26 protein-coding genes are annotated in these 25,277 nt (G+C 67.5%); 20 read left to right on the forward strand and 6 right to left on the reverse strand.

Features of this window, described 5'->3' with window-relative positions; translation table 11 throughout:
* Nucleotide 1 precedes the first annotated feature (1 nt).
* From EJI01_RS03385 to EJI01_RS03405, 4 genes are all read left to right on the forward strand, one after another.
* Complete coding sequence (locus tag EJI01_RS03385; protein ID WP_126835715.1) at nucleotides 2-1,078, forward strand: branched-chain amino acid ABC transporter permease; 1,077 nt, start codon at nucleotides 2-4, stop codon at nucleotides 1,076-1,078.
* A gap of 64 nt (nucleotides 1,079-1,142) precedes the next feature.
* A complete protein-coding gene (locus tag EJI01_RS03390) occupies nucleotides 1,143-2,471 on the forward strand; it encodes an ABC transporter substrate-binding protein (protein WP_126835716.1) in 1,329 nt (442 codons plus the stop codon).
* A gap of 124 nt (nucleotides 2,472-2,595) precedes the next feature.
* Nucleotides 2,596-3,411, forward strand: coding sequence for an ABC transporter ATP-binding protein (locus tag EJI01_RS03395; protein ID WP_126835717.1), 816 nt, complete (start codon nucleotides 2,596-2,598; stop codon nucleotides 3,409-3,411).
* Nucleotides 3,412-3,538: 127 nt separating this feature from the next.
* A complete protein-coding gene (locus EJI01_RS03405) occupies nucleotides 3,539-4,786 on the forward strand; it encodes a phenylacetate--CoA ligase family protein (protein ID WP_126835718.1) in 1,248 nt (415 codons plus the stop codon).
* A gap of 27 nt (nucleotides 4,787-4,813) precedes the next feature.
* On the opposite strand, the gene EJI01_RS03410 is transcribed toward EJI01_RS03405, so the two are convergent.
* Nucleotides 4,814-5,371 carry a type 1 glutamine amidotransferase domain-containing protein gene (locus EJI01_RS03410; protein ID WP_126835719.1) on the reverse strand — a complete coding sequence of 186 codons (558 nt, stop codon included), beginning with the start codon at nucleotides 5,369-5,371 and terminating at the stop codon, nucleotides 4,814-4,816.
* 327 nt (nucleotides 5,372-5,698) lie between these two features.
* Between EJI01_RS03410 and EJI01_RS03415 the strand changes: the two genes are divergently transcribed.
* The 4 genes from EJI01_RS03415 (at nucleotide 5,699) to EJI01_RS03430 (ending at nucleotide 7,801) form a co-directional block, all read left to right on the forward strand.
* Nucleotides 5,699-6,172 (forward strand): ferritin-like domain-containing protein, encoded by a 474-nt coding sequence (locus tag EJI01_RS03415; RefSeq protein WP_126835720.1) that lies wholly within the window; start codon nucleotides 5,699-5,701, stop codon nucleotides 6,170-6,172.
* A gap of 149 nt (nucleotides 6,173-6,321) precedes the next feature.
* The gene (locus tag EJI01_RS03420; protein ID WP_126835721.1) at nucleotides 6,322-6,606 is read left to right on the forward strand and encodes a hypothetical protein; all 285 of its coding nucleotides are present in this window, start codon (nucleotides 6,322-6,324) and stop codon (nucleotides 6,604-6,606) included.
* Between the two features lie 27 nt (nucleotides 6,607-6,633).
* Entirely contained in the window at nucleotides 6,634-7,509 is an 876-nt protein-coding gene (locus EJI01_RS03425) for a leishmanolysin-related zinc metalloendopeptidase (protein ID WP_126835722.1), read from the forward strand.
* A 19-nt stretch (nucleotides 7,510-7,528) separates the two neighbouring features.
* Nucleotides 7,529-7,801, forward strand: coding sequence for a hypothetical protein (locus tag EJI01_RS03430; RefSeq protein WP_221885630.1), 273 nt, complete (start codon nucleotides 7,529-7,531; stop codon nucleotides 7,799-7,801).
* 15 nt (nucleotides 7,802-7,816) lie between these two features.
* Here the strand turns inward: EJI01_RS03430 and EJI01_RS03435 are convergent, their stop codons facing one another.
* Nucleotides 7,817-8,506, reverse strand: coding sequence for an alpha/beta family hydrolase (locus tag EJI01_RS03435; protein WP_126835724.1), 690 nt, complete (start codon nucleotides 8,504-8,506; stop codon nucleotides 7,817-7,819).
* Nucleotides 8,507-8,678: 172 nt separating this feature from the next.
* On the opposite strand from EJI01_RS03435, the gene EJI01_RS03440 reads away from it, so the two are divergent.
* From EJI01_RS03440 to EJI01_RS03490, 11 genes are all read left to right on the forward strand, one after another.
* Nucleotides 8,679-9,335 carry a cytochrome b/b6 domain-containing protein gene (locus EJI01_RS03440; protein ID WP_126835725.1) on the forward strand — a complete coding sequence of 219 codons (657 nt, stop codon included), beginning with the start codon at nucleotides 8,679-8,681 and terminating at the stop codon, nucleotides 9,333-9,335.
* A 27-nt stretch (nucleotides 9,336-9,362) separates the two neighbouring features.
* The gene (locus EJI01_RS03445) at nucleotides 9,363-10,034 is read left to right on the forward strand and encodes a winged helix-turn-helix domain-containing protein (protein ID WP_126835726.1); all 672 of its coding nucleotides are present in this window, start codon (nucleotides 9,363-9,365) and stop codon (nucleotides 10,032-10,034) included.
* A complete protein-coding gene (locus tag EJI01_RS03450) occupies nucleotides 10,031-11,410 on the forward strand; it encodes an ATP-binding protein (protein WP_126835727.1) in 1,380 nt (459 codons plus the stop codon). Before EJI01_RS03445 ends, EJI01_RS03450 begins: the two co-directional genes overlap by 4 nt.
* A gap of 41 nt (nucleotides 11,411-11,451) precedes the next feature.
* Nucleotides 11,452-12,156, forward strand: coding sequence for a glycosyltransferase (locus tag EJI01_RS03455; RefSeq protein WP_126835728.1), 705 nt, complete (start codon nucleotides 11,452-11,454; stop codon nucleotides 12,154-12,156).
* Nucleotides 12,157-12,198: 42 nt separating this feature from the next.
* Nucleotides 12,199-13,230, forward strand: coding sequence for a LacI family DNA-binding transcriptional regulator (locus EJI01_RS03460; RefSeq protein WP_126835729.1), 1,032 nt, complete (start codon nucleotides 12,199-12,201; stop codon nucleotides 13,228-13,230).
* Nucleotides 13,231-13,349: 119 nt separating this feature from the next.
* Complete coding sequence (locus tag EJI01_RS03465) at nucleotides 13,350-14,312, forward strand: Bug family tripartite tricarboxylate transporter substrate binding protein (RefSeq protein WP_126835730.1); 963 nt, start codon at nucleotides 13,350-13,352, stop codon at nucleotides 14,310-14,312.
* Nucleotides 14,313-14,465: 153 nt separating this feature from the next.
* Nucleotides 14,466-15,794, forward strand: a complete 1,329-nt coding sequence (gene gudD, locus EJI01_RS03470; RefSeq protein WP_126835731.1) for a glucarate dehydratase — start codon at nucleotides 14,466-14,468, stop codon at nucleotides 15,792-15,794.
* Nucleotides 15,795-15,817: 23 nt separating this feature from the next.
* Complete coding sequence (locus EJI01_RS03475) at nucleotides 15,818-16,609, forward strand: HpcH/HpaI aldolase family protein (protein ID WP_126835732.1); 792 nt, start codon at nucleotides 15,818-15,820, stop codon at nucleotides 16,607-16,609.
* Nucleotides 16,610-16,621: 12 nt separating this feature from the next.
* A complete protein-coding gene (locus tag EJI01_RS03480; RefSeq protein WP_126835733.1) occupies nucleotides 16,622-17,509 on the forward strand; it encodes a 2-hydroxy-3-oxopropionate reductase in 888 nt (295 codons plus the stop codon).
* 91 nt (nucleotides 17,510-17,600) lie between these two features.
* Complete coding sequence (locus EJI01_RS03485) at nucleotides 17,601-17,903, forward strand: hypothetical protein (protein ID WP_126835734.1); 303 nt, start codon at nucleotides 17,601-17,603, stop codon at nucleotides 17,901-17,903.
* Between the two features lie 8 nt (nucleotides 17,904-17,911).
* Nucleotides 17,912-18,160: a hypothetical protein gene (locus EJI01_RS03490; protein ID WP_126835735.1), complete on the forward strand. Its 249-nt coding sequence runs from the start codon at nucleotides 17,912-17,914 to the stop codon at nucleotides 18,158-18,160.
* Between the two features lie 37 nt (nucleotides 18,161-18,197).
* Here EJI01_RS03490 and katE read toward each other — a convergent pair whose 3' ends face one another.
* Together katE and EJI01_RS28625 are read right to left on the reverse strand one after the other, a co-directional pair.
* The gene (gene katE, locus EJI01_RS03495; protein ID WP_126835736.1) at nucleotides 18,198-20,378 is read right to left on the reverse strand and encodes a catalase HPII; all 2,181 of its coding nucleotides are present in this window, start codon (nucleotides 20,376-20,378) and stop codon (nucleotides 18,198-18,200) included.
* Nucleotides 20,379-20,427: 49 nt separating this feature from the next.
* Nucleotides 20,428-20,574, reverse strand: coding sequence for a hypothetical protein (locus EJI01_RS28625; protein WP_185878800.1), 147 nt, complete (start codon nucleotides 20,572-20,574; stop codon nucleotides 20,428-20,430).
* Nucleotides 20,575-20,881: 307 nt separating this feature from the next.
* Here EJI01_RS28625 and EJI01_RS03500 point away from each other — a divergent pair, with 307 nt between their 5' ends.
* Complete coding sequence (locus EJI01_RS03500; protein ID WP_126835737.1) at nucleotides 20,882-21,697, forward strand: transglutaminase-like domain-containing protein; 816 nt, start codon at nucleotides 20,882-20,884, stop codon at nucleotides 21,695-21,697.
* A gap of 4 nt (nucleotides 21,698-21,701) precedes the next feature.
* Here EJI01_RS03500 and ligD read toward each other — a convergent pair whose 3' ends face one another.
* Both ligD and EJI01_RS03510 read right to left on the reverse strand, forming a co-directional pair.
* On the reverse strand, nucleotides 21,702-24,263 hold the full coding sequence (gene ligD / locus EJI01_RS03505) for a DNA ligase D (RefSeq protein WP_126835738.1): 2,562 nt from the start codon (nucleotides 24,261-24,263) through the stop codon (nucleotides 21,702-21,704).
* Nucleotides 24,264-24,271: 8 nt separating this feature from the next.
* On the reverse strand, nucleotides 24,272-25,231 hold the full coding sequence (locus tag EJI01_RS03510; RefSeq protein WP_126835739.1) for a Ku protein: 960 nt from the start codon (nucleotides 25,229-25,231) through the stop codon (nucleotides 24,272-24,274).
* Between the last annotated feature and the right edge of the window lie 46 nt (nucleotides 25,232-25,277).

Below are 25,277 nucleotides of genomic sequence, written 5' to 3' on the forward strand. Positions count from 1 at the left end.
CATGCTTTATCGAGAAAACGGCCAGTTCAAGACCACCTACCGCGCCGACCAGCAGGTCTTCCCGATCCTGCAGGACCGCGTCTTCATGGCCCTGGTGATGGCCATCGCCTTCGTGGGCGTGCCGCTGATGGCGAGCGACTACCTGTTCCGCGCCATTCTGATTCCCTTCCTGATCTTCTCGCTGGCGGCCGTCGGCGTGAACATCCTGGTCGGCTACTGCGGCCAGATCTCGCTCGGCTCGGGCGCCTTCATGGCGGTGGGTGCCTACGGCGCCTACAACTTCTTCGTGCGCGTGCCGGGCCTGCCGCTCATCCCCGCATTGATCCTGGGCGGTCTCTGCGCCACCGCCTTCGGCATCCTGTTCGGGCTGCCCAGCCTCAGGGTGCGCGGCCTGTACCTGGCGGTGGCGACTTTGGCAGCGCAGTTCTTCGCCGACTGGATGTTCCTGCGCATCAAGTGGTTCACACTCGACACGCCCTCGGGCTCGGTCGCGGTGTCGAACCTGCAGGTGTTCGGCCTGCCGCTGGAGAGCGCGCTCAGCAAGTACCTGTTCTGCCTGGTTGTGCTGGTGGTCATCGCGATCCTGGCCAAGAACCTGGTGCGCGGCGCCATCGGCCGCGAATGGATGGCGATCCGCGACATGGACGTGGCCGCAGCGGTGATCGGCATCCGGCCGATGTACGCCAAGCTCAGCGCCTTTGCGGTCAGTTCCTTCATCATCGGCGTGGCCGGCGCGTTGTGGGCCTTCGTCTACCTCGGCGCCTGGGAGCCCTCGGCCTTCTCCGTGGACTACTCGTTCCGCCTGCTCTTCATGGTGATCATCGGCGGGCTGGGCTCGATCATCGGCAGCTTCTTCGGCGCCGCCTTCATCGTCGTGCTGCCGATCGCGCTCAACCAGCTGCTGCCGATGCTGGCCGGCATATTCGGCATCGAGATTTCGACCGCCGGCATCGCCCACGCCGAGCTGATGATCTTCGGCGGCCTCATCGTCTGGTTCCTGATCGTGGAGCCGCACGGGCTGGCCAAGCTCTGGTCCACCGCCAAGCAGAAGCTGCGGTTGTGGCCGTTCCCGCATTGACGCCATGCATGTTTTTCTGTTGACCGGGTAGTGCTTCGTTCATTCTTTCGACTAGGAGACACACATGAAAAAACTTCGCAAACTGATGATCGCCCTGGCTGCCGGCGCCGCCTGCCTGACGGCGACGAGCGCATTCGCCCAGGACAAGGAGCAGTTCATTCCGGTGCTGTCCTACCGGACCGGCGCCTATGCACCCAACGGTGCGCCATGGGCCAACGGTTTTGTGGACTATCTCAAGCTGATCAACGCGCGCGGCGGCCTCAACGGCGTGAAGCTCACGTTCGAGGAGTGCGAAACCGGCTACGACACGGCGCGCGGCGTCGAGTGCTACGAGCGCCTGAAGGGCAAGGGCGGCGGCGCTTCGTTCGTGCAGCCGCTGTCTACCGGCGCGACCTTCGCCATCACCGAGAAGGCCCCGGCCGACAAGATCCCGGTGGTGACCATCGGCTACGGCCGCAGCGAGAGCGCCGACGGAACGGTGTTCAAGTGGAACTTCCCGATCGCGGGCACCTACTGGGTGGCTGCAGACGCCATCCTGCAGGCCATCGGCAAGAAGGAAGGCGGGCTCGACAAGCTCAAGGGCAAGAAGATCGCGCTGGTCTATCACGACAGCCCCTACGGCAAGGAGCCGATCCCGCTGCTGCAGGAGCGCGCGAAGATGCACGGCTTCGAAGTGCAGCTGCTGCCGGTGACGCACCCCGGCGTGGAACAGAAGGCGACCTGGCTGCAGGTGCGCCAGAACCGGCCCGACTATGTGCTGCTGTGGGGCTGGGGTGTGATGAACTCCACCGCACTGAAGGAAGCGCAAGCCACGGGCTACCCACGAGAGAAGATGTACGGCGTGTGGTGGTCGGGCGCGGAGCCGGACGTGAAGGATGTGGCCGAGGGTGCCAAGGGCTACAACGCGGTGACCATGCAGCACGGCGCGGAGCCGCAGTCCAAGGTGGTCAAGGACATCCTAATGCACGTGCATGACAAGGGCCAGGGGACGGGACCGAAGGCGGACGTCGGCCAGGTGCTCTACATGCGCGGCGCCATGAGCGCGATGCTCGGCGTGGAAGGCATCCGCGCGGCGCAGGAGCGTTTCGGCAAGGGCAAGGTCATGACGGGCGAACAGGTGCGCTGGGGCCTGGAGAACCTGAACCTGACGCAGGCCAAGCTCGACGCACTGGGCTTCGCGGGCGTGATGCGGCCGATCAGCACCTCGTGTGTCGACCACATGGGCGCATCGTGGGCGCGCATCCACACCTGGGACGGCAAGGAGTGGAAGTTCACCTCCGACTGGCTGCAGGCCGACGAGCAGGTGATCAAGCCGCTGGTCAGGAGCACGGCCAGCAAGTACGCGGCCGACAAGAAGCTCACCCCGCGTACCCCTGCCGAATGCCAAAGCTGAGGCTTTGGCATTCCTTGGGGCGCGGCGTGCCGCCGTCCATGCGGCACCCTCCCCAACCCCTCCCGCCAGGCGGGAGGGGCGGCGGCTCTGACGAGCCGCGGCTTCGCCAGTCTTTGGAAACACCATGAATGCATCGACGAACATCGTTCTCAACGTCAACGGCATCGAGGTCATCTACAACCACGTGATCCTGGTGCTCAAGGGCGTTTCGCTCCAGGTGCCCGAGGGCGGCATCGTGGCGCTGCTCGGCGGCAACGGCGCGGGCAAGACGACCACCCTGCGCGCGGTCTCCAACCTGCTGGCCGGCGAGCGCGGAGCGGTGACCAAGGGAACGATCGAGCTGCGCGGCGAGCGCATCGAGGCGCTCTCGCCGGCCGAGCTGGTCAGGCGCGGCCTGATCCAGGTGATGGAGGGGCGCCACTGCTTCGCCCACCTGACGATCGAGGACAACCTGATGACCGGCGCCTATACGCGCGCCGACGGCAAGGCCGCCATCGCCGAGACGCTGGAGAAGGTCTACGCCTACTTCCCGCGCCTGAAGACGCGGCGCACCTCACAGGCCGCCTACACCTCGGGCGGCGAGCAGCAGATGTGCGCCATCGGCCGGGCGCTGATGGCCAACCCGACCATGGTGCTCCTCGACGAGCCCTCGATGGGGCTGGCGCCGCAGATCGTGGAGGAGGTGTTCGGCATCGTGAAGGACTTGAACGAGAAGGAGCGCGTGACCTTCCTCCTTGCCGAGCAGAACACCAACATGGCGCTGCGCTATGCCGACTACGGCTACATCCTCGAGAACGGCCGCATCGTGATGGACGGCGAGGCGCAGAGCCTGCGCGAGAACGAGGACGTCAAGGAGTTCTATCTCGGCGTCGGCGGCGCGGACCGCAAGAGCTTTCGCGACGTGAAGAGCTACAAGCGTAGAAAGCGTTGGCTGGCATGACGGCTCTCCCCCAGGCTTCGCGCACTTCGTGTCGCTTCGCCAACCCCCTCGCCGGGGGCGACACCTGCGGCCCGGCGAAGCCGGTTCCGCGGTGTCTCCCGAATGAGGCTGCACCAGGACAACGGTCATGACCGATTTTTACGACAAGCTGGAAGTGCGCGACCCCGCGGAGCGCGAGCGGGACCTGCTGGCCGCGCTGCCCAAGCAGATCGCCCAGGCCCAGACCGCGGCGCCGGCGTTCGCGAAGATCCTCGACGGCGTGAAGCCAGCCGGCATCATGAACCGCGACGCGCTGGCGAAGCTGCCCGTCACGCGCAAATCGGAGCTGCTCGGCCTGCAGCAGCAAAAGCGCGCGAGCGATCCGTTCGGCGGCTTCTCCGCGATCCGCTTCGGGCCGCGCATGACGCGCGTGTTCGCCAGCCCCGGTACCATCTACGAGCCCGAGGGCGAGGCGCGCGACTACTGGCGCACCGCGCGCGCGCTGCATGCCGCGGGCTTTCGCGGCGGCGAGCTGGTGCACAACTGCTTCAGCTACCACATGACGCCGGCCGGCGCGATCATGGAAAGCGGCGCCCACGCGCTCGGCTGCACAGTGTTCGCGGGCGGCACCGGACAGACCGAGCAGCAGGTGGAAGCCATCGCCGACCTCAAGCCCGCCGGCTATGCGGGCACGCCGAGCTTCCTCAAGATCATTCTCGAGAAGGCCGCAGAGAAGAACATCGCATTGCCCTCGCTGACCAAAGCGCTGGTCTCCGGCGAGGCCTTTCCGCCCAGCCTGCGCGACTGGATCGCCGAGCGCGGCGTGGCCGGCACGCAGTGCTACGCGACGGCCGACCTGGGCCTCGTGGCCTACGAGACCTCGGCCCGCGAAGGGCTGGTGCTCGACGAGGGCGTGATCGTGGAGATCGTGCGTCCGGGCACCGGCGACCCGGTGCCCGAGGGCGAGGTCGGCGAGATCGTCGTCACCACGCTGAACCCCGACTACCCGCTGATCCGCTTCGGCACCGGCGATCTCTCGGCCGTCCTGCCGGGGCACTGCCCCACCGGCCGCACCAACACGCGCATCAAGGGTTGGCTCGGCCGCGCCGACCAGACCGCCAAGGTGCGCGGCATGTTCGTGCACCCCGGCCAGGTCGCCGAGATCGCACGGCGCTTTCCGGAAGTGCAGCGCGCGCGGCTGGTGGTCGAAGGCGAGATGGGCGACGACCGCATGACATTCAGGCTCGAATGCGCCGCGGCCGCCGAAGGCCTGGCCGAGCGCATTGCCGAGACGATTCGCGACGTCACCAAGCTGCGCGGCGCGGTCGAGTTCGTGGCGCCGGGCAGCCTGCCGAACGACGGCAAGGTGATCGAGGACGCGCGCAGCTACCGGTAGGAATCCGAGAGGCAGGCGCGCGGCCGTTCAGGCGTGCGCCCGCGCCCCGGCGAACAGCTTGACCATCTCGCGGTCGAAGGCCGGCAGATCCTGCGGCTTGCGGCTCGTGATCAAGCTGCCATCGACCACGACCTCGCGGTCTACCCACTTGGCGCCGGCATTCGTGAGGTCGGTGCGCAAGGAGGGCCAGGACGTCAGCGTGCGGCCCTGGACCGCATCGGCCTCGATCAACGTCCAGGGTCCATGGCAGATCGCGGCCACCGGCTTGCCGGCCTTGACGAAATCACGGACGAACGCGACGGCCTCCTCGTTGATGCGCAGCGCATCGGGATTCATCACGCCGCCGGGCAGCAGCAGCGCATCGAACTCGTGCGCGGCCGCCTGCGCAAGCGGCACGTCGACCTCGAACACATCGGCCGGGTCATGGTGCTTCCAGCCGCGCACGCCGCCGTTCTTCGGCGAAACGATCTGGGTGTCGGCGCCGGCGGCATCGAGCGCCTTGCGGGGTTCCGTCATCTCGGATTGCTCGAATCCGTCGGCGACGAGGATGGCGACTTTCATTCCATTGAGTTTCGTGTGGGGCATGGGAGATCCTTCCTTGGATGGGTGCGGCTCTCCAAGCTAGCGCTGCGACGCGCCCGCCGCATCGGTACGCATCGGCTCTGCCTGTCGGACAGTTCGACGGCGCGGCACCGCGGCATGCTCCTTGCAGCGGCGAGAGATCGTTTCGACACCGCTTGCCGGACTACAGGCTGCTCGACGAACTCATGCGCGCCTGAGCGGCGGCCCGCCGCAGGGCGACGAAACCCTACACGCGCCGTCAGGCGGCACTGACGCTCCCGGTCCGGTGCGGCGCAATCATGAACGCTCCAGCAACCCTCCTCGCGGAGGCAACCAAGGAGTATTTTCATCATGGCAATGGACACCGAAATTCTGGCCGGCGACGACGTGGTCGACGTGCTGAACGATCTACTGGAGAACTCGCGCGACGGCGAATACGGCTTTCGCACCTGCGCCGAAGAGGTGAAATCGGCCAGCCTGAAGCAGCTGTTCACCGATCGCGCCGCATCGTGCGGGCAAGCGGCCAGCGAACTGGCGCAGCTGATTCTGGCGTATGGCGGCAAGCCGGCCGAAGGCGGCAGCGCCAGCGGCGCGGTGCACCGCGGCTGGGTGCATGTGAAGGGCATGGTGGGCGCCAACAGCGAGCTTTCGATGCTCGAGGAATGCGAGCGCGGCGAAGACGCAGCCGTGGCGCGCTACCGCAAGGCCCTGAAGCAGAACCTGCCGGTCGACGTGCGCGCGGTGGTCGAGCGCCAGGCCGAGGGCGCCCAGCGCAACCACGACCAGATCAAGCTGATGCGCGACGAAGCGCGCACGCGCGGTTGACGGACGTGCCGCCGGGCCGGCGCCGTACCCGCGTCAATAGCGCGAATACGCGTCGGCCTGACTACGGGCCGCCGGGTAGTACCAATGGCCACTACCGGCGGCAGGCGAGCCTGAACACAATCGCCCCCAGCGAACTCTGGGAGAAAGCGATGCAGCCTGCCGTAGAAATCACCAAGCGCGGCGAACGGAACTTCAACTCGTACGTCGGCATCGGCGACGGCACCAGGCGCTACGAGCGCGAAGGCCTGCCCTCGGTGGCCGAATGCCTGCAGGACGCGGCGGCCGCGCTGGGCGCCGAATTCAGCTACGCCACAATCACCTTCGACAACGTCATGATCGGCAGCTATCCGGTCGCGGTCATGGGCCACCGCGCCGTCGAGGTCGCCGACGAACTGCTGGTGAAGCGTTCCAACCGGCACGCCCGCTACGCCTGAGCGAGCAGGCCATCCACGAGGAGAACGATGGCAACCCCCAGGAAGAAGGCGGGCGCGATCGAGACCTACGTTGCACACGCCAGCTTGAAGGCGAATGCCAGCGCGGCGGCGATCAAGTCGGCTTACGAGATCGAGGTGCGCTTCGTCGGCGGCTTGACGGCGATTCAGAAGAATGCGTTCAAAACTGCTGCGAAGCGATGGTCGAAGGTCATCGTCGGCGACCTGCCGAGCGTGATCGTGAGCGGCGAGGTGATCGACGACCTGCTGATCATGGCGCAGGGCGTTCCGATCGACGGCCCGGGCAAGATCCTCGGCCAGGCGGGCCCGACACATCTGCGCCCGGCCTCGGCCGGCGCGAATGCCTTTCTGCCGGCGAAGGGGCTGATGTCCTTCGATACCGCGGATCTCGCCAAGATGCAGGCCGACGGCACCCTGGTCGACGTAATCACCCACGAGATGGGCCATGTGATCGGCATCGGCACGATCTGGGCGGTCAAAAACCTGCTGACCGGCGCCAACACCATCAACCCGCATTTCACCGGCACGGCCGCGAAGAAGGAATACGGCGCGCTCAAGGGCACCGGGCCGACGCCGGTGCCGGTCGAGAACACCGGCGGCCCCGGCACGGTGGACAGCCACTGGCGCGAGACGGTGTTCAAGAACGAATTGATGTCCGGCTTCATCGCCGCGACGAACAATCCGCTGAGCCGGCTCACGGTGGCGAGCCTGCAGGACCTGGGCTACGTGGTCGACCTGAGCGCCGCCGAGCCCTATTCGCTGCCCGACCTCCAGGCCATGGCCGAAGCAGGATTGATGGCCGTGCATGCCCATGAAGAGCATCCGCATGCGCTGCCGATCTTCGCGCCCAAGGTCTTGCCGGAAGGCAGCCTGATAGACCATTGAAAGGCCGACGATGCCGCGAATGCTGCGTCCGAAGGCGGCGGTGCTGCCGGATTCCGCGCTGGTGCCGGACGCCAACCTGAAGCCGCCGCCGAAGCGCTTCACGCACCAGGTGGTGGCCGAGCAACCGTTCTATTACGCCTCGGGGCACGCCGATGCGGCTCCCGACGGCCGCTTCGCGCCGGGCACCAAGCTGCTGTTGCTGGAGCACGGCGACGGGCCGCTGTGCTGGGTGCAGGACCGGCAAGGCCTCTGCGCGGCCACCCCCTTCGCCGGGCTGCGCGCCCTGCGCTGAGCGCATCCTGCAGGGCTATGGCCCTGCCACCTGCCCCGCGTGCATCCAGATCGCCATCCCGTCGAGCAGTTCTTCCATGGCCTCGTCGTCGCTGCGCCCGGAGCGCCGCGGCACGTGAAAAGAGTGGTCCGCATGGGCGATCTCCATCAGCGACCCGCGGTCACCCAGCGCCTCGACCACCGAGCGGATCCGGGCCAGCTCCGCGAGCTTGTCCTCGGTGCCTTGAATGAACAGCATGGGCACCTGCACGTCGAGCAGATGCGCGGCACGCTCGGTCGAAGGCGAGCCGGCCGGATGCAGCGGAAAACCGACAAAGACGAGCCCGGCCACGCCGGGCAGCGGCGCCAGCGCTTGCGCCTGCGAGCTCATCCGGCCGCCGAAGGACTTGCCGCCGGCAAACAGGCGAAGCGATCCGAACATGCCGGCGGCTTGGGCGACGGCAGCACGAACCGCGGCATGCGCAACGCGAGGTGAATCGGGGCGTTTGCTGCCGAGCTCCATGTACGGGAACTGGTAGCGCAAGGTCGCGATCTTCCGTGCAGCCAAGCCCTCCGATACCGCGCTCATGAACGGATGTGCCATCCCCGCACCCGCGCCGTGGGCGAACACGTAGCAGGCCGTCGGATCGGCCGGCGCGTGGACGAGCGCGGAGACGCTCACGCTGCCGTCGACGGGAATGGTGATCTTCTGCGTTCCAGGCGTCATGCAGGGGGCGGGTTGAGGAGTTGAGGCGCAAGTATGCAGCGCAGCGCCGCCGGCGCGCTCACGGGCAGCAGGCGGTGCACGCTCGAGGCCAACGGCGCACGTTAAGGATTCGATAAGGTCGGGGACGCATCATGATGGCCATGAAGCACACGAGCATGAACGCCTGCCTGCGATGACGCGGCCCCTTGCATCCCGGCCCGGCCCGCAGAACGCCACTTCCGAGTTTCAGAGGGTGCTCGTCTGGGACGCGCCAACGCGTGTCTGCCATTGGCTCATGGCCGCATGCTTCATTGGCGCCTACTTGACGGCCGCGCAAGACGGGTGGCGCACGGTTCATATGACACTTGGCTACACGATGGGCGGACTCGTGCTGTTTCGCGTCGTCTGGGGCTTCGTAGGCACGCGCCATGCACGGTTCGCGAGCTTCGTCGGTGGTCCCGCAGCCGTCATGGAGTACCTGCGAAAAATGCGCCACGAATGGGGCAGGCGACATATCGGACACAGTCCCGCAGGCGCACTGCTCCTTGTCGCGCTGTTGCTGTTGACGCTGCTCGTCGGCGCATCCGGCTGGGCGATCGCCGGCACCTCTGCGGCGGACCGGCTGGACGAGCTTCACGAAGGCGCGGCGCATGCGATGCTCGCGCTCGCCGGGTTGCACCTGGCGGGTGTTGCATTCGGCAGCTGGCGATCGGGCGAAAATCTGCTGCTCTCGATGATCAACGGAACCAAGCTGGGCTCGTCCAGCGAGGCCATTCGAAGCGCGTGGCACGGCGTGGCCTTGCTCCTGGTGGCGGCGGTTCTCGGCTTCTGGTGGTATCAATGGGATTGAACAGTCCCTGACCGCCCGTCCTTTCTCATGCGCATTCTTCTCGCGGAAGACGATACCTTGCTTGGCGACGGACTTCGCGCCGGGCTCCAGCAACTCGCCTTCCAGGTCGATTGGGTGCGCGACGGCGAAGCCGCCGAGCATGAGTTGCGGTCGAACCCTTACGCGGCCGCGGTGCTGGACCTGAGCCTGCCGGCAAAGGATGGACTGTCGGTTCTCGCAGCCATTCGCAAAGCCCAGGTGATGCTGCCCGTGCTCGTGCTGACCGCACGGGACGCAGTGCGCGATCGCGTGCGCGGCCTCGATGCGGGAGCGGATGACTATGTCGTCAAGCCGGTGGACATGCACGAGCTGGCGGCACGCCTGCGGGCGCTGGTGCGGCGCTCGCATGGCCAAGCGCAGGAACGCCTGTCAGCCCAGGATGTCGTGCTCGATCCGGCCGCGCGCTCGGTCCACAAGGCCGGAGAGCAGGTGACGCTCTCCATCAGGGAATTCGATTTGCTGCAGACGCTGATGCTCAACGCTGGCCGTGTGCTGTCGCGTGAGCAGTTGGAGCAGCAGCTCTACAGCTGGGGGCAGGAAGTGGAGAGCAACGCCATCGAGGTGCACGTCCATCGCCTGCGTCGCAAGTTGGGCAATGCGCTGATCCAGACCGTGCGGGGTGTCGGTTACGTGCTGATGCGGTCGACTTCGCCGTCATGACCCGGCCCGCCTACTCGCTGCAGGGCCGGCTGGCATGGCTGGTGCTCGGCCTTCTCGTCGCGGTATGGGGCGTGACCGCCGCCGTCGTCTGGTTCGACGCGCGCCACGAAGTGGAAGAGATTCTCGACAGCCATCTTGCGCAAGCGGCAGCCTTGATCCTTGCCCAGGATCCGTCCGGGAACGAACACCAGATCGACGCGCCCGCGCTGCACCGCTACGCCTTCAAGACCACGATCCAGGTCTTCCGCGACGAACGCCTGGTGCTGCGGTCCGCCAACGCGCCGATCAAGCCGCTCGTGGATGGCGGCCGCGGCCAGGCGAAGGGATTCAGGACGGTCCGAATCGACGGCTCGGAGTGGCGCGTTTTCGCAGTCCACGACCCGCAGGCCAGCTTGCAGGTCTATGTGGGCGAGGAAGGCAAATCCCGAGACGCGATTCTTTGGGCGGTTCTTCGAAGCACGCTGTGGCCCTTGGTCGCCGCCTTGCCGCTGCTGGTGCTGGCGGTATGGTGGGCGATGCATAAAGGGCTGGGCCCGATGCGCCGGCTCGGCCGTTCGCTTGTCGAGCGCCGGCCGGATGCATTGGACCGCGTGCGGGTCGATGATGCTCCCGCGGAGATGGTGCCGATGATCGACGCGCTCAACGCCCTGTTCCAGCGTATCGAGATGCTGCTGGAATCCGAACGGCGCTTCACGGCCGATGCTGCCCATGAACTGCGAACGCCCATCGCAGCAATCCGCGCGCATGCGCAGGTGGCGATGAGCGAGGCAGACGCCGAACTGCGCTGCCATGCGTTGCGGAGCACGCTGGACGGCTGCGACCGCGCCACGCGCCTGGTCGAACAGCTGCTGACGCTTTCGCGCCTGGAGGCCGACGCAATGCCCGAGGAAAGGGCAGTCGACCTGCACGCCGTGGCGCGCGGCGTACTGGCCGACATCGCGCCCAGGGCAATCGCCAAGCAGCAATCCCTGGAACTGGACGAAGGCCCGCCGTGCATGATCCGCGGCGACGAAACGCTGCTGGCGGTTCTGATGCGCAACCTCGTCGACAACGCCGTCCGGTACAGCCCACCGTCGGCCCGCATCCAGGTGCGCGTCGAGTGCGACTCCACGGGAGTGAGGTTCAGCGTGGAGGACGGCGGCCCCGGATTGGGAGCGGCAGACATGGAACGGCTCGGCGAGCGCTTCTTCAGGGCGCTGGGCACCTTGGAAAGCGGCAGCGGCCTGGGACTGTCGATCGCGCGCCGCGTCGCTGCGGCCCACCGGATGACGATCGACATAGCCCGTTCCCAGGCTCTCGGCGGACTCGCAGTCCACGTCCACGGCCTGCCGACGAGGCCGAACGATCCAGCTCCCGGTCAAGGGGACAAGTTTTGAGCAATGCGAAATCTGCGGGCGCAGAGCGCCACATCCTGTGCATGAAGTGGGGCACGAAGTACGGCCCCGAATACGTCAACCGGCTCCATGCCATGGTGCGCCGCCACTTGCGCGGCGATTTCCGCTTTGTCTGCCTGACGGACGACCCGCGGGGAATCCGCCCCGAGGTGCAGTGCCTGCCCATACCGCCGCTCGATCTGCCCGCGGGCATTCCGGAGCGCGGATGGACCAAGCTGGCCACGTTCTCCGCCGATCTCCACGGCCTGCGTGGCACAGCGCTCTTCCTCGACCTCGACGTGGTGATCGTTGCCGGCCTGGATGCGTTCTTCGAGCATCCCGGCGAGTTCCTGATCATCCACGACTACAAGCGCCCGTGGCGCGTGACAGGCAACTCGTCGGTCTACCGTTTCGAGCTTGGCGCCCATCCGGAAGTGCTCGAGCACTTCCGGGCGCATTTCGCCGAAGTGCGCTCTGCGTTCCGAAACGAGCAGTCGTACCTCTCGGACTTCATGCACGGCAAGGGCCGCCTCGCTTATTGGCCGCCCGGCTGGTGCCGAAGCTTCAAGTACCACAGCATCCCGGCGTGGCCGAGCAACTACTGGCGGGCGCCCTGTGTGCCGCAGGAGGCCCGCATCATGATCTTCCACGGCGAGTGCAATCCGCCGGACGCACTCGCGGGGCGACGCAATCGGCGCTTTCGCTTCATCCGTCCCGCGGGTTGGGTGGCCGAGCACTGGCGGGAGTGAGCCCTGAACTGGTAGCGCTATCTCGCCGCTAGAATCCGGCCCATGAACCCAGAGGCCCCTTCCGCACGCCGCAGCCGCCGCGGCAGCGGTGCCGTCACGCTGCACGACGTCGCCAAGCTCGCAGGCGTGGCGCCCATTACCGCCTCGCGCGCGCTCAATACGCCTGCGCAGGTGTCGGCCGAGGTGCTGAAGAAGGTCGCCGACGCGGTGGCCCGCACCGGCTACGTGCGCAACGGCCTGGCCGGCGGGCTGGCCTCGACGCGCAGCCGGCTCGTGGCCGCGGTGGTGCCGACGATCGCGGGGCCGGTGTTCCTGCAGACCGTGCAGGCTCTGACAGAGGCTTTGGCAGAGAGTGGGTACCAACTCATGCTGGGCCAGAGCGGCTATGCCGAGTCGCGCGAGGATGCGCTGCTCGAGGCCATCATCGGCCGCCGGCCGGACGGCATCGTGCTCACCGGCATCATGCATTCGGCCGAGGGACGCAAGCGCCTGCTGGCCGCGGGCATCCCGGTGGTCGAAACCTGGGACCTCACGCCCACGCCGCTGGACATGCTGGTCGGCTTCTCGCACGTCGAGGTGGGCCGTGCGGTGGTCGACTTCCTGCGCAGCAAGGGGCGCAGCCGGCTCGCGGTGGTGGCCGGCGACGACGAGCGCTCGCGGCGGCGCCATCAGGCTTTCCAGCAGGCGGCGCGCGCTGCCGGCCTGCAAGAAGTGCGGCTGATCTACGTGCCGGCGCCGACCACGCTGAAGAGCGGCCGCCGCGCGCTGTCCGATCTGCTTTCGGCCGCACCCGACATCGATGCCGTGTTCTGCAGCTCCGACCTGCTCGCGCTCGGCGTGATGACCGAGGCGCAGGCGCGCGGCATCGCAGTGCCGGCGCAGCTGGCGGTGGTCGGCTTCGGCGACCTCGAGTTCGCAGCCGACCTGAATCCGGCGCTGACGACGGTGCGCATCGATGGCACCGCCATCGGCCGGCAGGCCGCGCGCTTCATCGTGGACCGTGCCGAAGGTCGATCGGTCGATCCTCGCGTGGTCGACATCGGCTTCTCGATCGTCGACCGCGACAGCGCGTGATCCGTACAAACCCCTAGATGCGGCTGCTTGACGTCGAATTTGGTAGCGCTATCATTTGGATGCATTCGATGGTAGCGCTACCCAAGCTATCGCCCCTTTCATCTCTAGGAGACAACCCCATGAAGAAGCTACTCGGCGCCCTCGCCATCGGCCTGGCCGCCACTGCCGCCGCCCACGCCCAGGACTGGCCCCAGAAGCCCGTGACGCTGGTCGTGCCCTTTCCGCCCGGCGGATCCACCGACATGGTGGCGCGCGCCATCGGCCCCAAGCTCACCGAGAAGCTGGGCCAACCCTTCCCGGTCGACAACAAGGCCGGCGCCACCGGCACCATCGGCGCGACGCTGGTCACGCGCGCGGCGCCCGATGGCTACACCTTCCTCGTCACCTCGCTCGGTCCGCTGGTGATCGCGCCGCACCTCATCAAGGGCATGCAGTACGACGCGCTGAAGGATTTCGACCTGATCACGGTGGCCGTGCAGGCGCCCAACGTGCTGGTGGTGCCGGCTGCCTCGCCGCACAAGACGGTGGCCGACGTGATCGCGCACGAGAAGAAGAACCCCGGCAAGATGAGCTTCGCCTCCTCGGGCAACGGCTCCAGCGACCACCTCACGGCCGAGCTGTTCTGGCAGCAGACCGGCACCACCGGCCTGCATGTGCCCTACAAGGGCGGCGCGCCGGCCATGACCGACCTGCTCGGCGGCCAGGTCGATGCCTCGTTCCAGAACGTCAACGCGGTGGTGCCGCACATCAAGTCCGGCAAGCTCAGGGCGCTCGCGGTCACCGGCGACAAGCGTGCGCCGGTGCTGCCCGAGGTGCCGACGATGAGCGAAGCCGGCGTGAAGAACGTCGAGGTCTATTCCTGGCAAGCCGTCGTCGCGCCCAAGGGCCTGCCGCCGGCGGTGCGTACCAAGGCCGCCGAATCGGTGGTGGCCGCGCTCAACGACCCGGCCGTCAAGCAGCAGTTCACTTCCATCGGCCTCGAGGTGGTCGGCAACACGCCGGCGCAGTTCGCGACTTTCCAGCAGCAGGAATATGCACGCTGGAAGAAGGTCATCGAAACCGGCAAGATCAGCATAGATTGACTCTCCCCCCAGGCTTGCTCACTTCGTGTAGCCGCCAACCCCCTCGCCGGGGGCGACACCAGCGGCCCGGCGAAGCCGGTTCCGCGGTGTCCCCCGAACGGGGCTGGCTTCGCCGCCCGCGACTGCGATAGCAACCGACAGATCAACACACATATGAATCAGACACCCCTGATCACCGAACTGCGAGTGATCCCCGTCGCTGGCCGCGACAGCATGCTCCTGAACCTGAGCGGCGCGCACGGCCCCTTCTTCACGCGCAATCTGCTGATCCTGACCGACAACGCCGGCCGCACCGGCGTCGGCGAAGTGCCCGGCGGCGAGAAGATTCGCCAGACGCTCGAAGATGCGCGGCCCTTGGTCGTCGGCCAGCCGATCGGCGCGCACCAGCGCGTGCTGCAGCAGATGCAGAAGACCTTCGCCGACCGCGACGCCGGCGGCCGCGGGCTGCAGACCTTCGACCTGCGCACCACGATCCACGCCGTGACGGCGGTGGAATCGGCACTGCTCGACCTCCTGGGCCAGCATCTCGAAGTGCCGGTCGCCGCGCTGCTCGGCGAAGGCCAGCAGCGCGAGGCGGTCGAGATGCTGGGCTACCTGTTCTACGTCGGCGACCGCGACAAGAGCGATCTGCCCTACGCGCGCGAAGCCGATGCCGGCAACGACTGGTTCCGTCTGCGCCACGAGAAGGCGATGACGCCCGAGGCCATCGTGCGCCTGGCCGAGGCGGCGCGCGAGCGCTACGGCTTCAACGATTTCAAGCTCAAGGGCGGCGTGCTGCGCGGCGAGGAAGAGATCGAGGCTGTCACCGCGCTGCACGCGCGCTTTCCGACCGCGCGCGTCACGCTCGACCCCAACGGCGGCTGGCTGCTGAAGGACGCCATCCGCCTCATGCGCGACATGCGCGGCGTGGTCGCTTATGCCGAAGATCCCTGCGGCGCCGAAGAAGGTTTTTCCGGCCGCGAGGTGATGGCCGAGTTCCGGCGCGCCACCGGCCTGCCGACCGCGACCAACATGATCGCCACCGACTGGCGCCAGCTGAGCCACGCGCTCGCGCTGCAGTCGATCGACATCCCGCTGGCCGACCCGCATTTCTGGACCATGGCCGGCTCGGTGCGCGTGGCGCAGACCTGCCGCGACTGGGGCCTCACCTGGGGTTCGCATTCGAACAACCACTTCGACGTCTCGCTCGCGATGTTCACGCACGTCGGCGCCGCGGCCCCGGGCCGCGTGACCGCGATCGACACGCACTGGATCTGGCAGGACGGCCAGCGCCTGACCAAGGAGCCGCTGCAGATCCAGGGCGGCCTGGTGCAGGTGCCGAAGAAGCCGGGCCTGGGCATCGAGCTCGACATGGCCGAGGTTGAGAAGGCGCACCAGTTGTACCGACAGCACGGGCTGGGTTCGCGCGACGATGCGGTCGCGATGCAGGCATTGATCCCCGGCTGGAAATTCGACCCCAAGCGGCCGGCCTTCGACCGCTAAGCAAAACCAACCAAGGAAGCCTCATGAGAGAAAACCGCCTGCGCACGCTGTGGAAATCCGGTGGGGCTGCCGTCAACGGCTGGCTCGCGATACCGAACAGCTTCTCCGCCGAGACCATGGCCCACCAGGGCTGGGATTCGCTGACCATCGACCTGCAGCACGGCGTGGTCGACTACCAGGCCATGCTCCCGATGCTGCAGGCGATCTCGACCACGAACACGGTGCCGGTGGTGCGCGTGCCGTGGCTGGAGCCCGGCATCCTCATGAAGGCGCTGGACGCCGGCGCCTACGGCGTGATCTGCCCGATGGTCAACACGCGCGAAGACGCGCAGCGGCTGGTGGCATACACGCACTACGCGCCGCGCGGCACGCGCAGCTTCGGCCCGGTGCGCGCGCTGCTCTACGGCGGCGCCGACTATCCGCAGCATGCCAACGACACCATCGTCACCTTCGCCATGATCGAGACCGCGCAGGCGCTCGACAACCTCGACGACATCCTCTCGGTCGAAGGCCTGGACGCGGTGTACATCGGCCCGTCGGACCTCTCGCTCGCGCTCGGCTGCCGCCCGGTCTTCGACGACGTCGATCCGCCGGTCGCAGAGGCCATCGACCACATCCTCGAGCGCGCCAAGGCGCACGGCCTGGTCGCCGGCATCCACAACGGCCGGCCCGACGTGGCGCTCGCGCGCATTGCCAAAGGCTTCCAGTTCGTCACCGTCAGCTCCGACGCGCGGCTCATGGCCGCCGGCGCCCAGCAGATGCTCGCGGCGATGCGCGCCGCGCCGGCGCCGGCGACGTCTCCCTCTACCTACTGAAAGGATATTCAAATGAAAGTCGGATTCATCGGCCTGGGCATCATGGGCGCGCCGATGGCGCAGAACCTCCTGGCCGCCGGCCACGAGATGTTCGTGCGCACGCGCAGCAAAGTACCCGAGGCGCTGGCCAAGGCCACGCAGTGCAAGACCAACGCCGACGTCGCGCGCGCAGCCGATGTCATCGTGCTCATGCTGCCGGACACGCCCGACGTGGAGTCGGTGCTGTTCGGCAAGGACGGCGTCGTCGACGGCCTCAGCACCGGCAAGACGGTGATGGACATGAGCAGCATCTCGCCCATCGAAACCAAGATCTTCGCGGCCAAGGTCAACGCGCTCGGCTGCCAGTACCTCGACGCGCCGGTCTCCGGAGGCGAAGTCGGCGCCAAGGCCGCCAGCCTGACCATCATGTGCGGCGGCTCCGAAGCCACCTTCGACAAGGTGAAGCCCCTGCTCGAGGCCATGGGCAAGAACATCACGCTGGTCGGGGGCAACGGCGACGGCCAGACCACCAAGGTGGCCAACCAGATCATCGTCGCGCTCAACATCGCCGCGGTGGGCGAGGCGCTGCTGTTCGCAAGCAAGGCCGGCGCCGACCCGGCCAAGGTGCGGCAGGCGCTGATGGGCGGCTTCGCGGCCAGCCGCATCCTCGAAGTGCATGGCGAACGCATGATCAAGCGCACCTTCAATCCGGGCTTCCGCATCGCGCTGCACCAGAAGGACCTGAGCCTCGCGCTCGCCGGTGCCAAGTCGATGGGCGTCGCGCTGCCGCAGACGGCCTCGGCCGCCCAGCTGATGCAGTCCTGCGCCGCCCACGGCTGGGACCAGCTCGACCACTCGGCGCTGGTCAAGGCGCTGGAGCAGATGGCGGCGCACGACGTGGCGACCCCGCCGGCCACCTGATCGGCAGCCACGGCGGGTCTTCGTTAAAAAGTAAGTAAAAAGGTTGGTTTGCGACTTGTTACGTTGTGCAATGCTAGGCACAATGTATTACATGGAACGTCGAACCCCCTCCCAGCCGCGGTGGTCCCCCGAGGGACTGCTCAGTCTCTTGCGCGCCAGCCTGCCGCCTGCGGGACCCGGTGCCGCCGCACTTCCTCTACCCCCGCCGCGCCTCGACAGCCGCCAGCTTTCCGAGGCGGCCAGCGCGTGGCGCAAGCGTTCTGCACAGGGCGACGAAGGGGCAGAATCCGTGGCGGCCGCGCTCGAGTACATCGCCACGCGCCGCGCGCGGGAAAAAGGCGCGCGGATCCAGGCGATGGGCAAGCGGCTTTCGCAATTGATGCAATTGAGTTGAGGCGCGCCATGAAGACCCAGACCGAAGCCATTCGCGAAGGCTACGAAGTCGACTTGTCCGGACCCGGCCGGCCGCTGGGCGCGCGAGGCAGATACCCCAACTACGAGATGATTCCCCTGCTGACCGACATGGAGGCGGAACTGCTCAACACGCTGAGCCTGGTGCGCAAGATGCTCGCCGAAGGTCCGCCGAGCCAGGACGCGCAGCGCGGCGTGGTGCTCGCGATCGACGGGCTGCTTTCCGTCGCGCGCGCCTGAGCCAGCTGGCAGCGCCGCGCCGCAGGTAGGCGCGCGCTCAAGCCGGCACGGCGTCCACGTTCGCCCGGTCCCAGTGCCGGTGCTTCGCGATCGCCGCGATGAAGTCCTGCGCGATCTGCGTGGCGGCGCTGGTGTCGCCGAGGTTGGTGGTGGGCGTCGGGGCCACCACCACGCCGGCCGGGGCCTTGGACGGATCGGCGCCGATGCCCAGCGTCGCGAGCAGCTTCACGCCCTCGCCCACCGTGCAGATGGCCTTGCAGTGCTTGTAGGCCTCGAGCACGAAATGCAGCGCGTCGCCACTGAGCGCCAGCGCCTCGGCGCCCTGGGCGCCGGCGGGCACGAGCACGGCATCGAACATCACCGAAGGCATGTTGACGAAGGTGGCATCGACATCGAGCTGGCGCCTCGATGCGCTCGCGACGGTGCCGAGCCGCGGCCCGACCACCCTGCATTGCGCGCCGGCCTGTTCGAGCGCCTCGCGAATCGGCTTCAGCGATGCCGAATCGATGCCGTCCGCCACCAGGATCGCGACCTTGCGCGTCTTGATCGAGCCGTCGCCGGTGTCGACCATGCTGAGCGCGCGCGACTCCTCGATCGGCAGCGACATGCGGTGTTCGCGATAGCCGGCCCGTCCCGCCGCCGCCTTCGCATCGGGCGCATTGATGCCCAGCGGCTCGGCGACGCGGCGCGCGAGCTTCTCGTCGACGTGCGCGAGGTTGTCCACCATGCGCTGGCGGATCGCAGGCGCCTCGACCTTCGAGAGCTCGAAGCGGAAGGCCGCGATGATGTGCTCCTTCTCGGTCGCGCTCTGGCTGTTGAAGAACAGCCGCGCCTGCGTGAAGTGGTCGTCGAAGGAGGGGCTGCGGCGCCGCAGCTTGGGCGGCTCGAGCTCCTCGGGAAAGGACTGGAAGCCGCCGCTCGCGCCGTCGATGCGGAACTCCTTGCCGTCGATGAGCGAGTGCGGTTCGTAAGCCACCTGACCGCGCGCGATGGTCTGGCGGTGCATGCCGTCGCGCTGGAAGTTGTGGAAGGGACAGACGCTCCTGTTGATCGGCAGCTCGTGGAAGTTGGCACCGCCCAGGCGCGAGATCTGCGTGTCGGTATAGGAGAACAGGCGGCCCTGGAGCAGCGGATCGTTCGTGAAATCGATGCCCGGCACCACGTGGCCCGGGTGGAAGGCGACCTGCTCGGTCTCGGCGAAGAAGTTGTCGGGGTTGCGGTTGAGCACCATGCGGCCGACGCGCTGCACCGGCACCATCTCCTCGGGCACGAGCTTGGTCGGGTCGAGCAGATCGAAGCCGAAGGCATGCTCCTTGTCCTGCGGAATCAACTGCACGCCCAGTTCCCATTCGGGGAAATCGCCGCGCTCGATGGCCTCCCACAGGTCGCGCCGGTGGAAGTCGGCATCCTTGCCGGCGATCTTCTGCGCCTCGTCCCAGGCCAGGCCGTGGATGCCCAGCTTGGGTTTCCAGTGGAACTTGACGAAATGGCTCTCGCCGCGCGCATTGACGAAGCGGAAGGTGTGGACGCCGAAGCCTTCCATCATGCGCAGGCTGCGCGGGATCGCGCGGTCCGACATGATCCACATCAGCATGTGGGTGGTCTCGGGCATCAGCGAAGCGAAGTCCCAGAAGGTGTCGTGCGCGCTGGCCGCCTGCGGCATCTCGTGATGCGGCTCGGGCTTGACGGCATGGATCAGGTCGGGAAACTTGATCGCATCCTGGATGAAGAACACCGGGATGTTGTTGCCCACCAGGTCGTAGTTGCCCTCGCGCGTATAGAACTTGACTGCGAAGCCCCGCACGTCGCGCACCGTGTCGGCCGAGCCGCGCGATCCGGCAACGGTCGAGAAGCGCACGAAAACGGGTGTGCGGAGCGCCGGGTCCTGCAGGAAATCGGCCGAGGTGAACTGCGACATCGACTTGTAGACCTCGAAGTAGCCGTGCGCCGCCTCGCCGCGCGCATGCACCACGCGCTCGGGAATGCGCTCGTGGTCGAAGTGCGTGATCTTCTCGCGCAGGATGAAGTCTTCGAGCAGCGACGGCCCGCGCACGCCGGCTTTCAGCGAGTTGTGGTTGTCCGGGATCTGCAGGCCCTGATTGGTGCTGAGCTGCGGTGTGTTGTCGCTCGTGAAGGCGGCCAGTTGTTCCTGCTTGGCATTGCTGCCGGCGCCCGGCTTCGGGCGACGGGCGGCGGCCGCCTTGTTCTGTGGCGTCATCGAGAATCCTTCGTTCTTTTAAGAATGCGGCGCCTCGAAGCGCCGCGGATCAGCCGGTCTCCGCGTCGAAGAACACGTCCAATGCGCTGACCACCGCCACGAGTCCGACGATGCCGGCTGCAGCCGCTATGGCCCAGAACAGGACATCGTCGATCCAGGCATCTCCGAGCACGCCGAACAGTGAGGAAAGCTCCATGATTCGCTCCAGATCATCGGTATGGGACGGTTCGACAGGCGCTGGATGCCGGCTGCGAGCAAGCCATGAGCTTAGATTTGGCCCCGCCCAAAACCCGTAGTGGCCGCGCGCTCCGGCGTGTGGGAGCGACGAGGAGTACACAGTAGGACCGCACTGACGGCTTTGCGGCCTTGCCTACGCCGCTTCGCGTCCACGTCCACGTCCGCCGGCCGCGGCGATCTATAGGATGAAGCGGCTGCGCTCGGCACCAAACCTGCTTGTGCGGCATCACGCCCTCTGATCTCCTCCTCAACCGGCCCGCGCCACCATGCTCATCAAAATCGGCTTCGACATCGAACTCGGCGTCACAGCGCCCACGGCGCTGATCTACATGCTGCAGGTGCACCCCTCGCGCGCTGCCGACATCGCGGACGGCGAGCACATCACGATCACTCCGCCGCTGCACACCGACCACTACCGGGACGCCTTCGACAACCATTGCGCGCGGGTACAGGTGCCCGTCGGCGTGAGCAGCGTGCGCCTTCGCAACGAGGCCGTGGTCTTCGACACCGGCTGGGCCGACCCGGTCGACCTGGGCGCCATGGAGCACATGCCGGCCGACCTGCCGGTGGAAACGCTGCCCTTCCTGCTGCCCAGCCGCTACTGCGAGGTCGACAGCGAGCTGCTGCAGTTCGCCTGGAACACCTTCGGCCAGGTGCCCAAGGGCTGGCCGCTGGCGCAGGCCATCTGCGACTACGTGCACCAGCAACTGCGCTTCGACTACCAGCGCGCCCGCGCCACGCGCACCGCGCTGGAGGCATGGCGCGAGCGCGTGGGCGTGTGCCGCGACTTCACCCACCTGGCGATCACGCTGTGCCGCTGCATGAACATCCCGGCGCGCTACGTGACCGGCTACCTCGGCGACATCGGCATTCCGCCCGTGCCCTACCCGATGGACTTCAGCGCCTGGTTCGAGGTCTACCTCGGCGAGCGCTGGTACACCTTCGATGCGCGCCACAACACGCCGCGCATCGGCCGCATCACGATCGCGCGCGGACGCGACGCGGCGGACGTGCCGATCACGATGATCTTCGGCGAGAACACGCTGCAGCGCTTCGAGGTGACCACCGACGAGGTGGTCTGAGGCTTCAGTCCGGCGGCGGCGCGTAGCCCAGCGTCTTCATCGCCGCGCCCAGCCCTTTGCGGCTCTTCTCCATCGCGGCCCAGGGCTTGTTGCCGATGGCGATGCGCTCGCCGATGTTGCCGACCGCCCATTGCGATGCGCTCTTCAGCTCGGGCAGCTCGTCCCATTCGAGCGGCACCGACACGCCCAGCCCCGGCCGCGAACGCGCCGACCAGGCGCTGACCGTGGTGGCGCCGAAGCCGTTGCGCAGGTAGTCGACGAAGATCTTGCCGACCCGGTTGCGCGGCCCGCTCTTGGCGACGAAGCGATCGGGGATGGTCTGCGCCAGGTGCTGCACCACCGCCTGCGAGAAGCCCTTAACCGCATCCCAGCCGTAGTGGCGCCGGATCGGCACCACCACATGCAGGCCCTTGCCGCCGCTGGTCTTCAGAAAGGCCGGCAGGCCGAGCTCGGTAAGCAGCGTGCGCACCAGCAGGGTGGCGTCCAGCATCTTCGTCCATTCGACGCCCTCGCCCGGGTCCAGGTCGAAGGTCATGCGGTCGGGCTTTCCTATCACATTCGAGACTGCGTTCCAGGTGTGCAGCTCGATCACGTTCATCTGCGCGGCCGAGAGCACGCCGCGAGCGGCGTCGATCTGCAGCAGCGGCTCGTGGTCGGGGTCGAGCGCAGGGTCCAGCAGCTTCACGCCCGGCATTTCGCTCTGTCCGGCATGCTTCTGGAAGAACAGTTCGCCGCCCACGCCCTCCGGCGCGCGCACCAGTGCCACCGGCCGGCCCTTCAGATGCGGCAGCAGGAGCTCCGACACCTCGTGATAGAAGGCGACGAGTTCGCCCTTGGTGGTTCCGCTCTTCTCGTCGATCACGCGTTCGGCGTTGGTGATGCGCAGGTCCATGGTGCGGCTCGCTCCCTTGCTGCTGTTGCTGCTACTGCTGCCGCCAGCGCGCGCGGCCGCCGTCGGCTTGGGCGGGGCCTGCGCTTTCTCGCGGCGGATCTCGGCAGCAGGCTTGTCGGTGCGCAAGCCCTGAAAGACCGCCTGGCGCACGCGGTGGTCGCGCGTCCACTCGCCGAAGGCGACCTCGGCCACCAGCTTCGGCCTGATCCACTGCGCCTTGACGCCGACGGGGCGTTTGTCGAAGGGGCAGTCGTCGGTGGCCAGCTTGTCGAGCCGGGCCTTGATGTCCGCCAGGCGATCGGCGTCGAAGCCGGTGCCGACGTTGCCGCAGTACCGCAGCGCGCCCTGCTCGTCGTACACGCCGAGCAGCAGCGAGCCGAAGCCCGTGCGCGCGCCCTTGGGCGCGGTGTAGCCGCCGATCACGAACTCCTGCCGCTGCTGGTTCTTGAGCTTGATCCAGGCCGGCGAGCGGCCCGAGACATAGCGCGAACCCTTGAGCTTGCCGATGATTCCCTCGAAGCCGAGTTCCGCGGAAGACGCCAGCAGATCGCGCGGCGCGGCCTCGACGGCCTCCGAGAGCCGCAGCGGGGCCGGCGGCTTCTTGCCCAGCAGCTTGGCCAGCGATGCGCGGCGTTCTTCCACCGGCGTCTCGCGCAGATCGCGGCCGTCGAGGAAAGGCGCATCGAAGAGCCAATAGACGATCGACGAGGTCGCATGGCGGTCGAAGGCGTTCTGCAGCGCCTGGAAGTCGGGCGCGCCGTTCGCGCCGTGAACCACGATCTCGCCGTCCAGCCAGGCCGAGCGCGTGGGCAGCTTGGCGAGCGCCTTCACGAGGCCGGGAAGCTTCGCGCTCCAGTCGTGGCCGTTGCGCGTGATGCATTGCACCTTGTCGCCGTCGATGCGCGCCAGCAGGCGGTAGCCGTCGAACTTGAGTTCGTAGAGCCAATCCTCGGCCGCGGCGGGCGGTGTCGCGACCAGCGTGGCGAGCTGGGGCTCGAAGCTGTGCGGCAATGCGGCCTTGGGCGCGGCCGGCCCCTTCTTCGCCGCGGGCGACGCCTTCTTCTTCGCGGCCGGCGGCTGCGGCGGCTGCGGCGGGTCGTCGACGCCGCGGCCGCTCAGCACGCTGTCCGGCAATTCTTCCACCACGTCGAAGTCGGCGAGCGGGCGCGCCTCCTCGTCGTTTTCCTTGATCAGCAGCCAGGGCTCCTGCTTCTCGCCGCCCTTCCCGCGCATGCGCACCAGCGTCCAGTGGCCGCGCAGCTTGTCGCCATGCAGCTCGAACTTGAGCTTGCCCTCGGCCAGCCCGCGGCGCGCGTCGCCCTCGGCCTCCCATTCGCCGCGGTCCCAGACGATCACCGTGCCGGCGCCGTACTGCCTGGGCGGGATGGTGCCTTCGAAGTCGGCATAGGAGACCGGATGGTCTTCCACGTGCACCGCCATGCGCTTGACGCTCGGATCGAGGCAGGGGCCCTTGGGCACGGCCCAGCTCTTCAGCGTGCCGTCGAGCTCGAGCCGGAAGTCGTAGTGCAGGTGGCTCGCATGGTGCTTCTGGACCACGAAGGAATGCGCGCCTCGGCCGGCGCGGCCGGCCGTGCGCGGCTCCGGCGTCTTCTTGAAGTCGCGCTTGCCGTGGTAGGGCGCCAGCGCTTCGCGCGCACTCGGCTTGTTCGCCACGCGCTGCCTCAGGCGGCCTTGCGGCGCGATGCGGATTTGCGGGTCGGCGCGCGCTTGCGTGCCGCGGCCTTGGCGGCCGGCTTGCGGGTCGTCCTGGCCGGCTTTTCTTCCGGCTCTTCCTCCTCGTCCTCAGCCGCCGCCTTGCCGCCCTTGCGCAGGCTGCGCTGCAGCAGCTCGGTGAGGTCGACGATCTTCGCGCTCGAGCGCCCCTCGTGCTCTTCCACCGGCTCGCGCTTGGTCACCTCCTCGGTCTGGCCCGCTTCGACCTTCTGGTCGACCAGCCGCATGATCTCGTCCTTGAACGAATCCTTGAACTCGTCCGGGTCCCACTCGGAGCTCATGTCCTTGACCAGCTCGCCGGCCATCTTGAGTTCGCGCTCCGAAAGACCAGCCTGCTTGATGCTTTCGGAAGGCAGCGGCAGGTCTTTCCATGGCCGGATGTCGGCACCCCAGCGCAGCAGGTTGAGCACCAGCCCCGGCCCGACCGGCACCAGTGCCGCGAGATGCTGCTTGGTCTGGATCACGACGCGCGCCACGCCGATGCGGCCGGCGCGCTTGAGCGTTTCGCGCAACAACGCGTAGACCTTGCCGCCACGGTTGATCGGCGCGACGTAGTAGGGCCGCTCGAGGTAGACGAAGGGGATGCTGTCGGCCGGCACGAAGGTCTCGATCTCGATGGTCTGCGTGGTCTTGGGATAGGCGTCGGCGATTTCCTTGTCGCTCAGCACCACGTACTCGCCGTCTTCGTGCTCGATGCCCTTCACGATCTGCTCGCGCGCGATCTCCTTGCCGGTCTTCTTGTTGACGCGTTTGTAGCCCACCGGGTCCATGGTGCGCTTGTCGAGCCAGTCGAAGTCGATGCTGTGGTCGACGGTGGCCGAGTACAGCGCCACCGGGATGTGGACCAGGCCGAAACTGATGGCACCCTTCCACAGGACGCGCGGCGCAGGGGCTTTGGATGTGGGCATGACGACGATCCTCCGGACGGCCACCGTAGGCCGGCCGGCCGGCGCC

This window comes from Variovorax sp. MHTC-1, assembly GCF_003984645.1.
In the GTDB taxonomy this organism is placed as follows: domain Bacteria; phylum Pseudomonadota; class Gammaproteobacteria; order Burkholderiales; family Burkholderiaceae_C; genus Variovorax.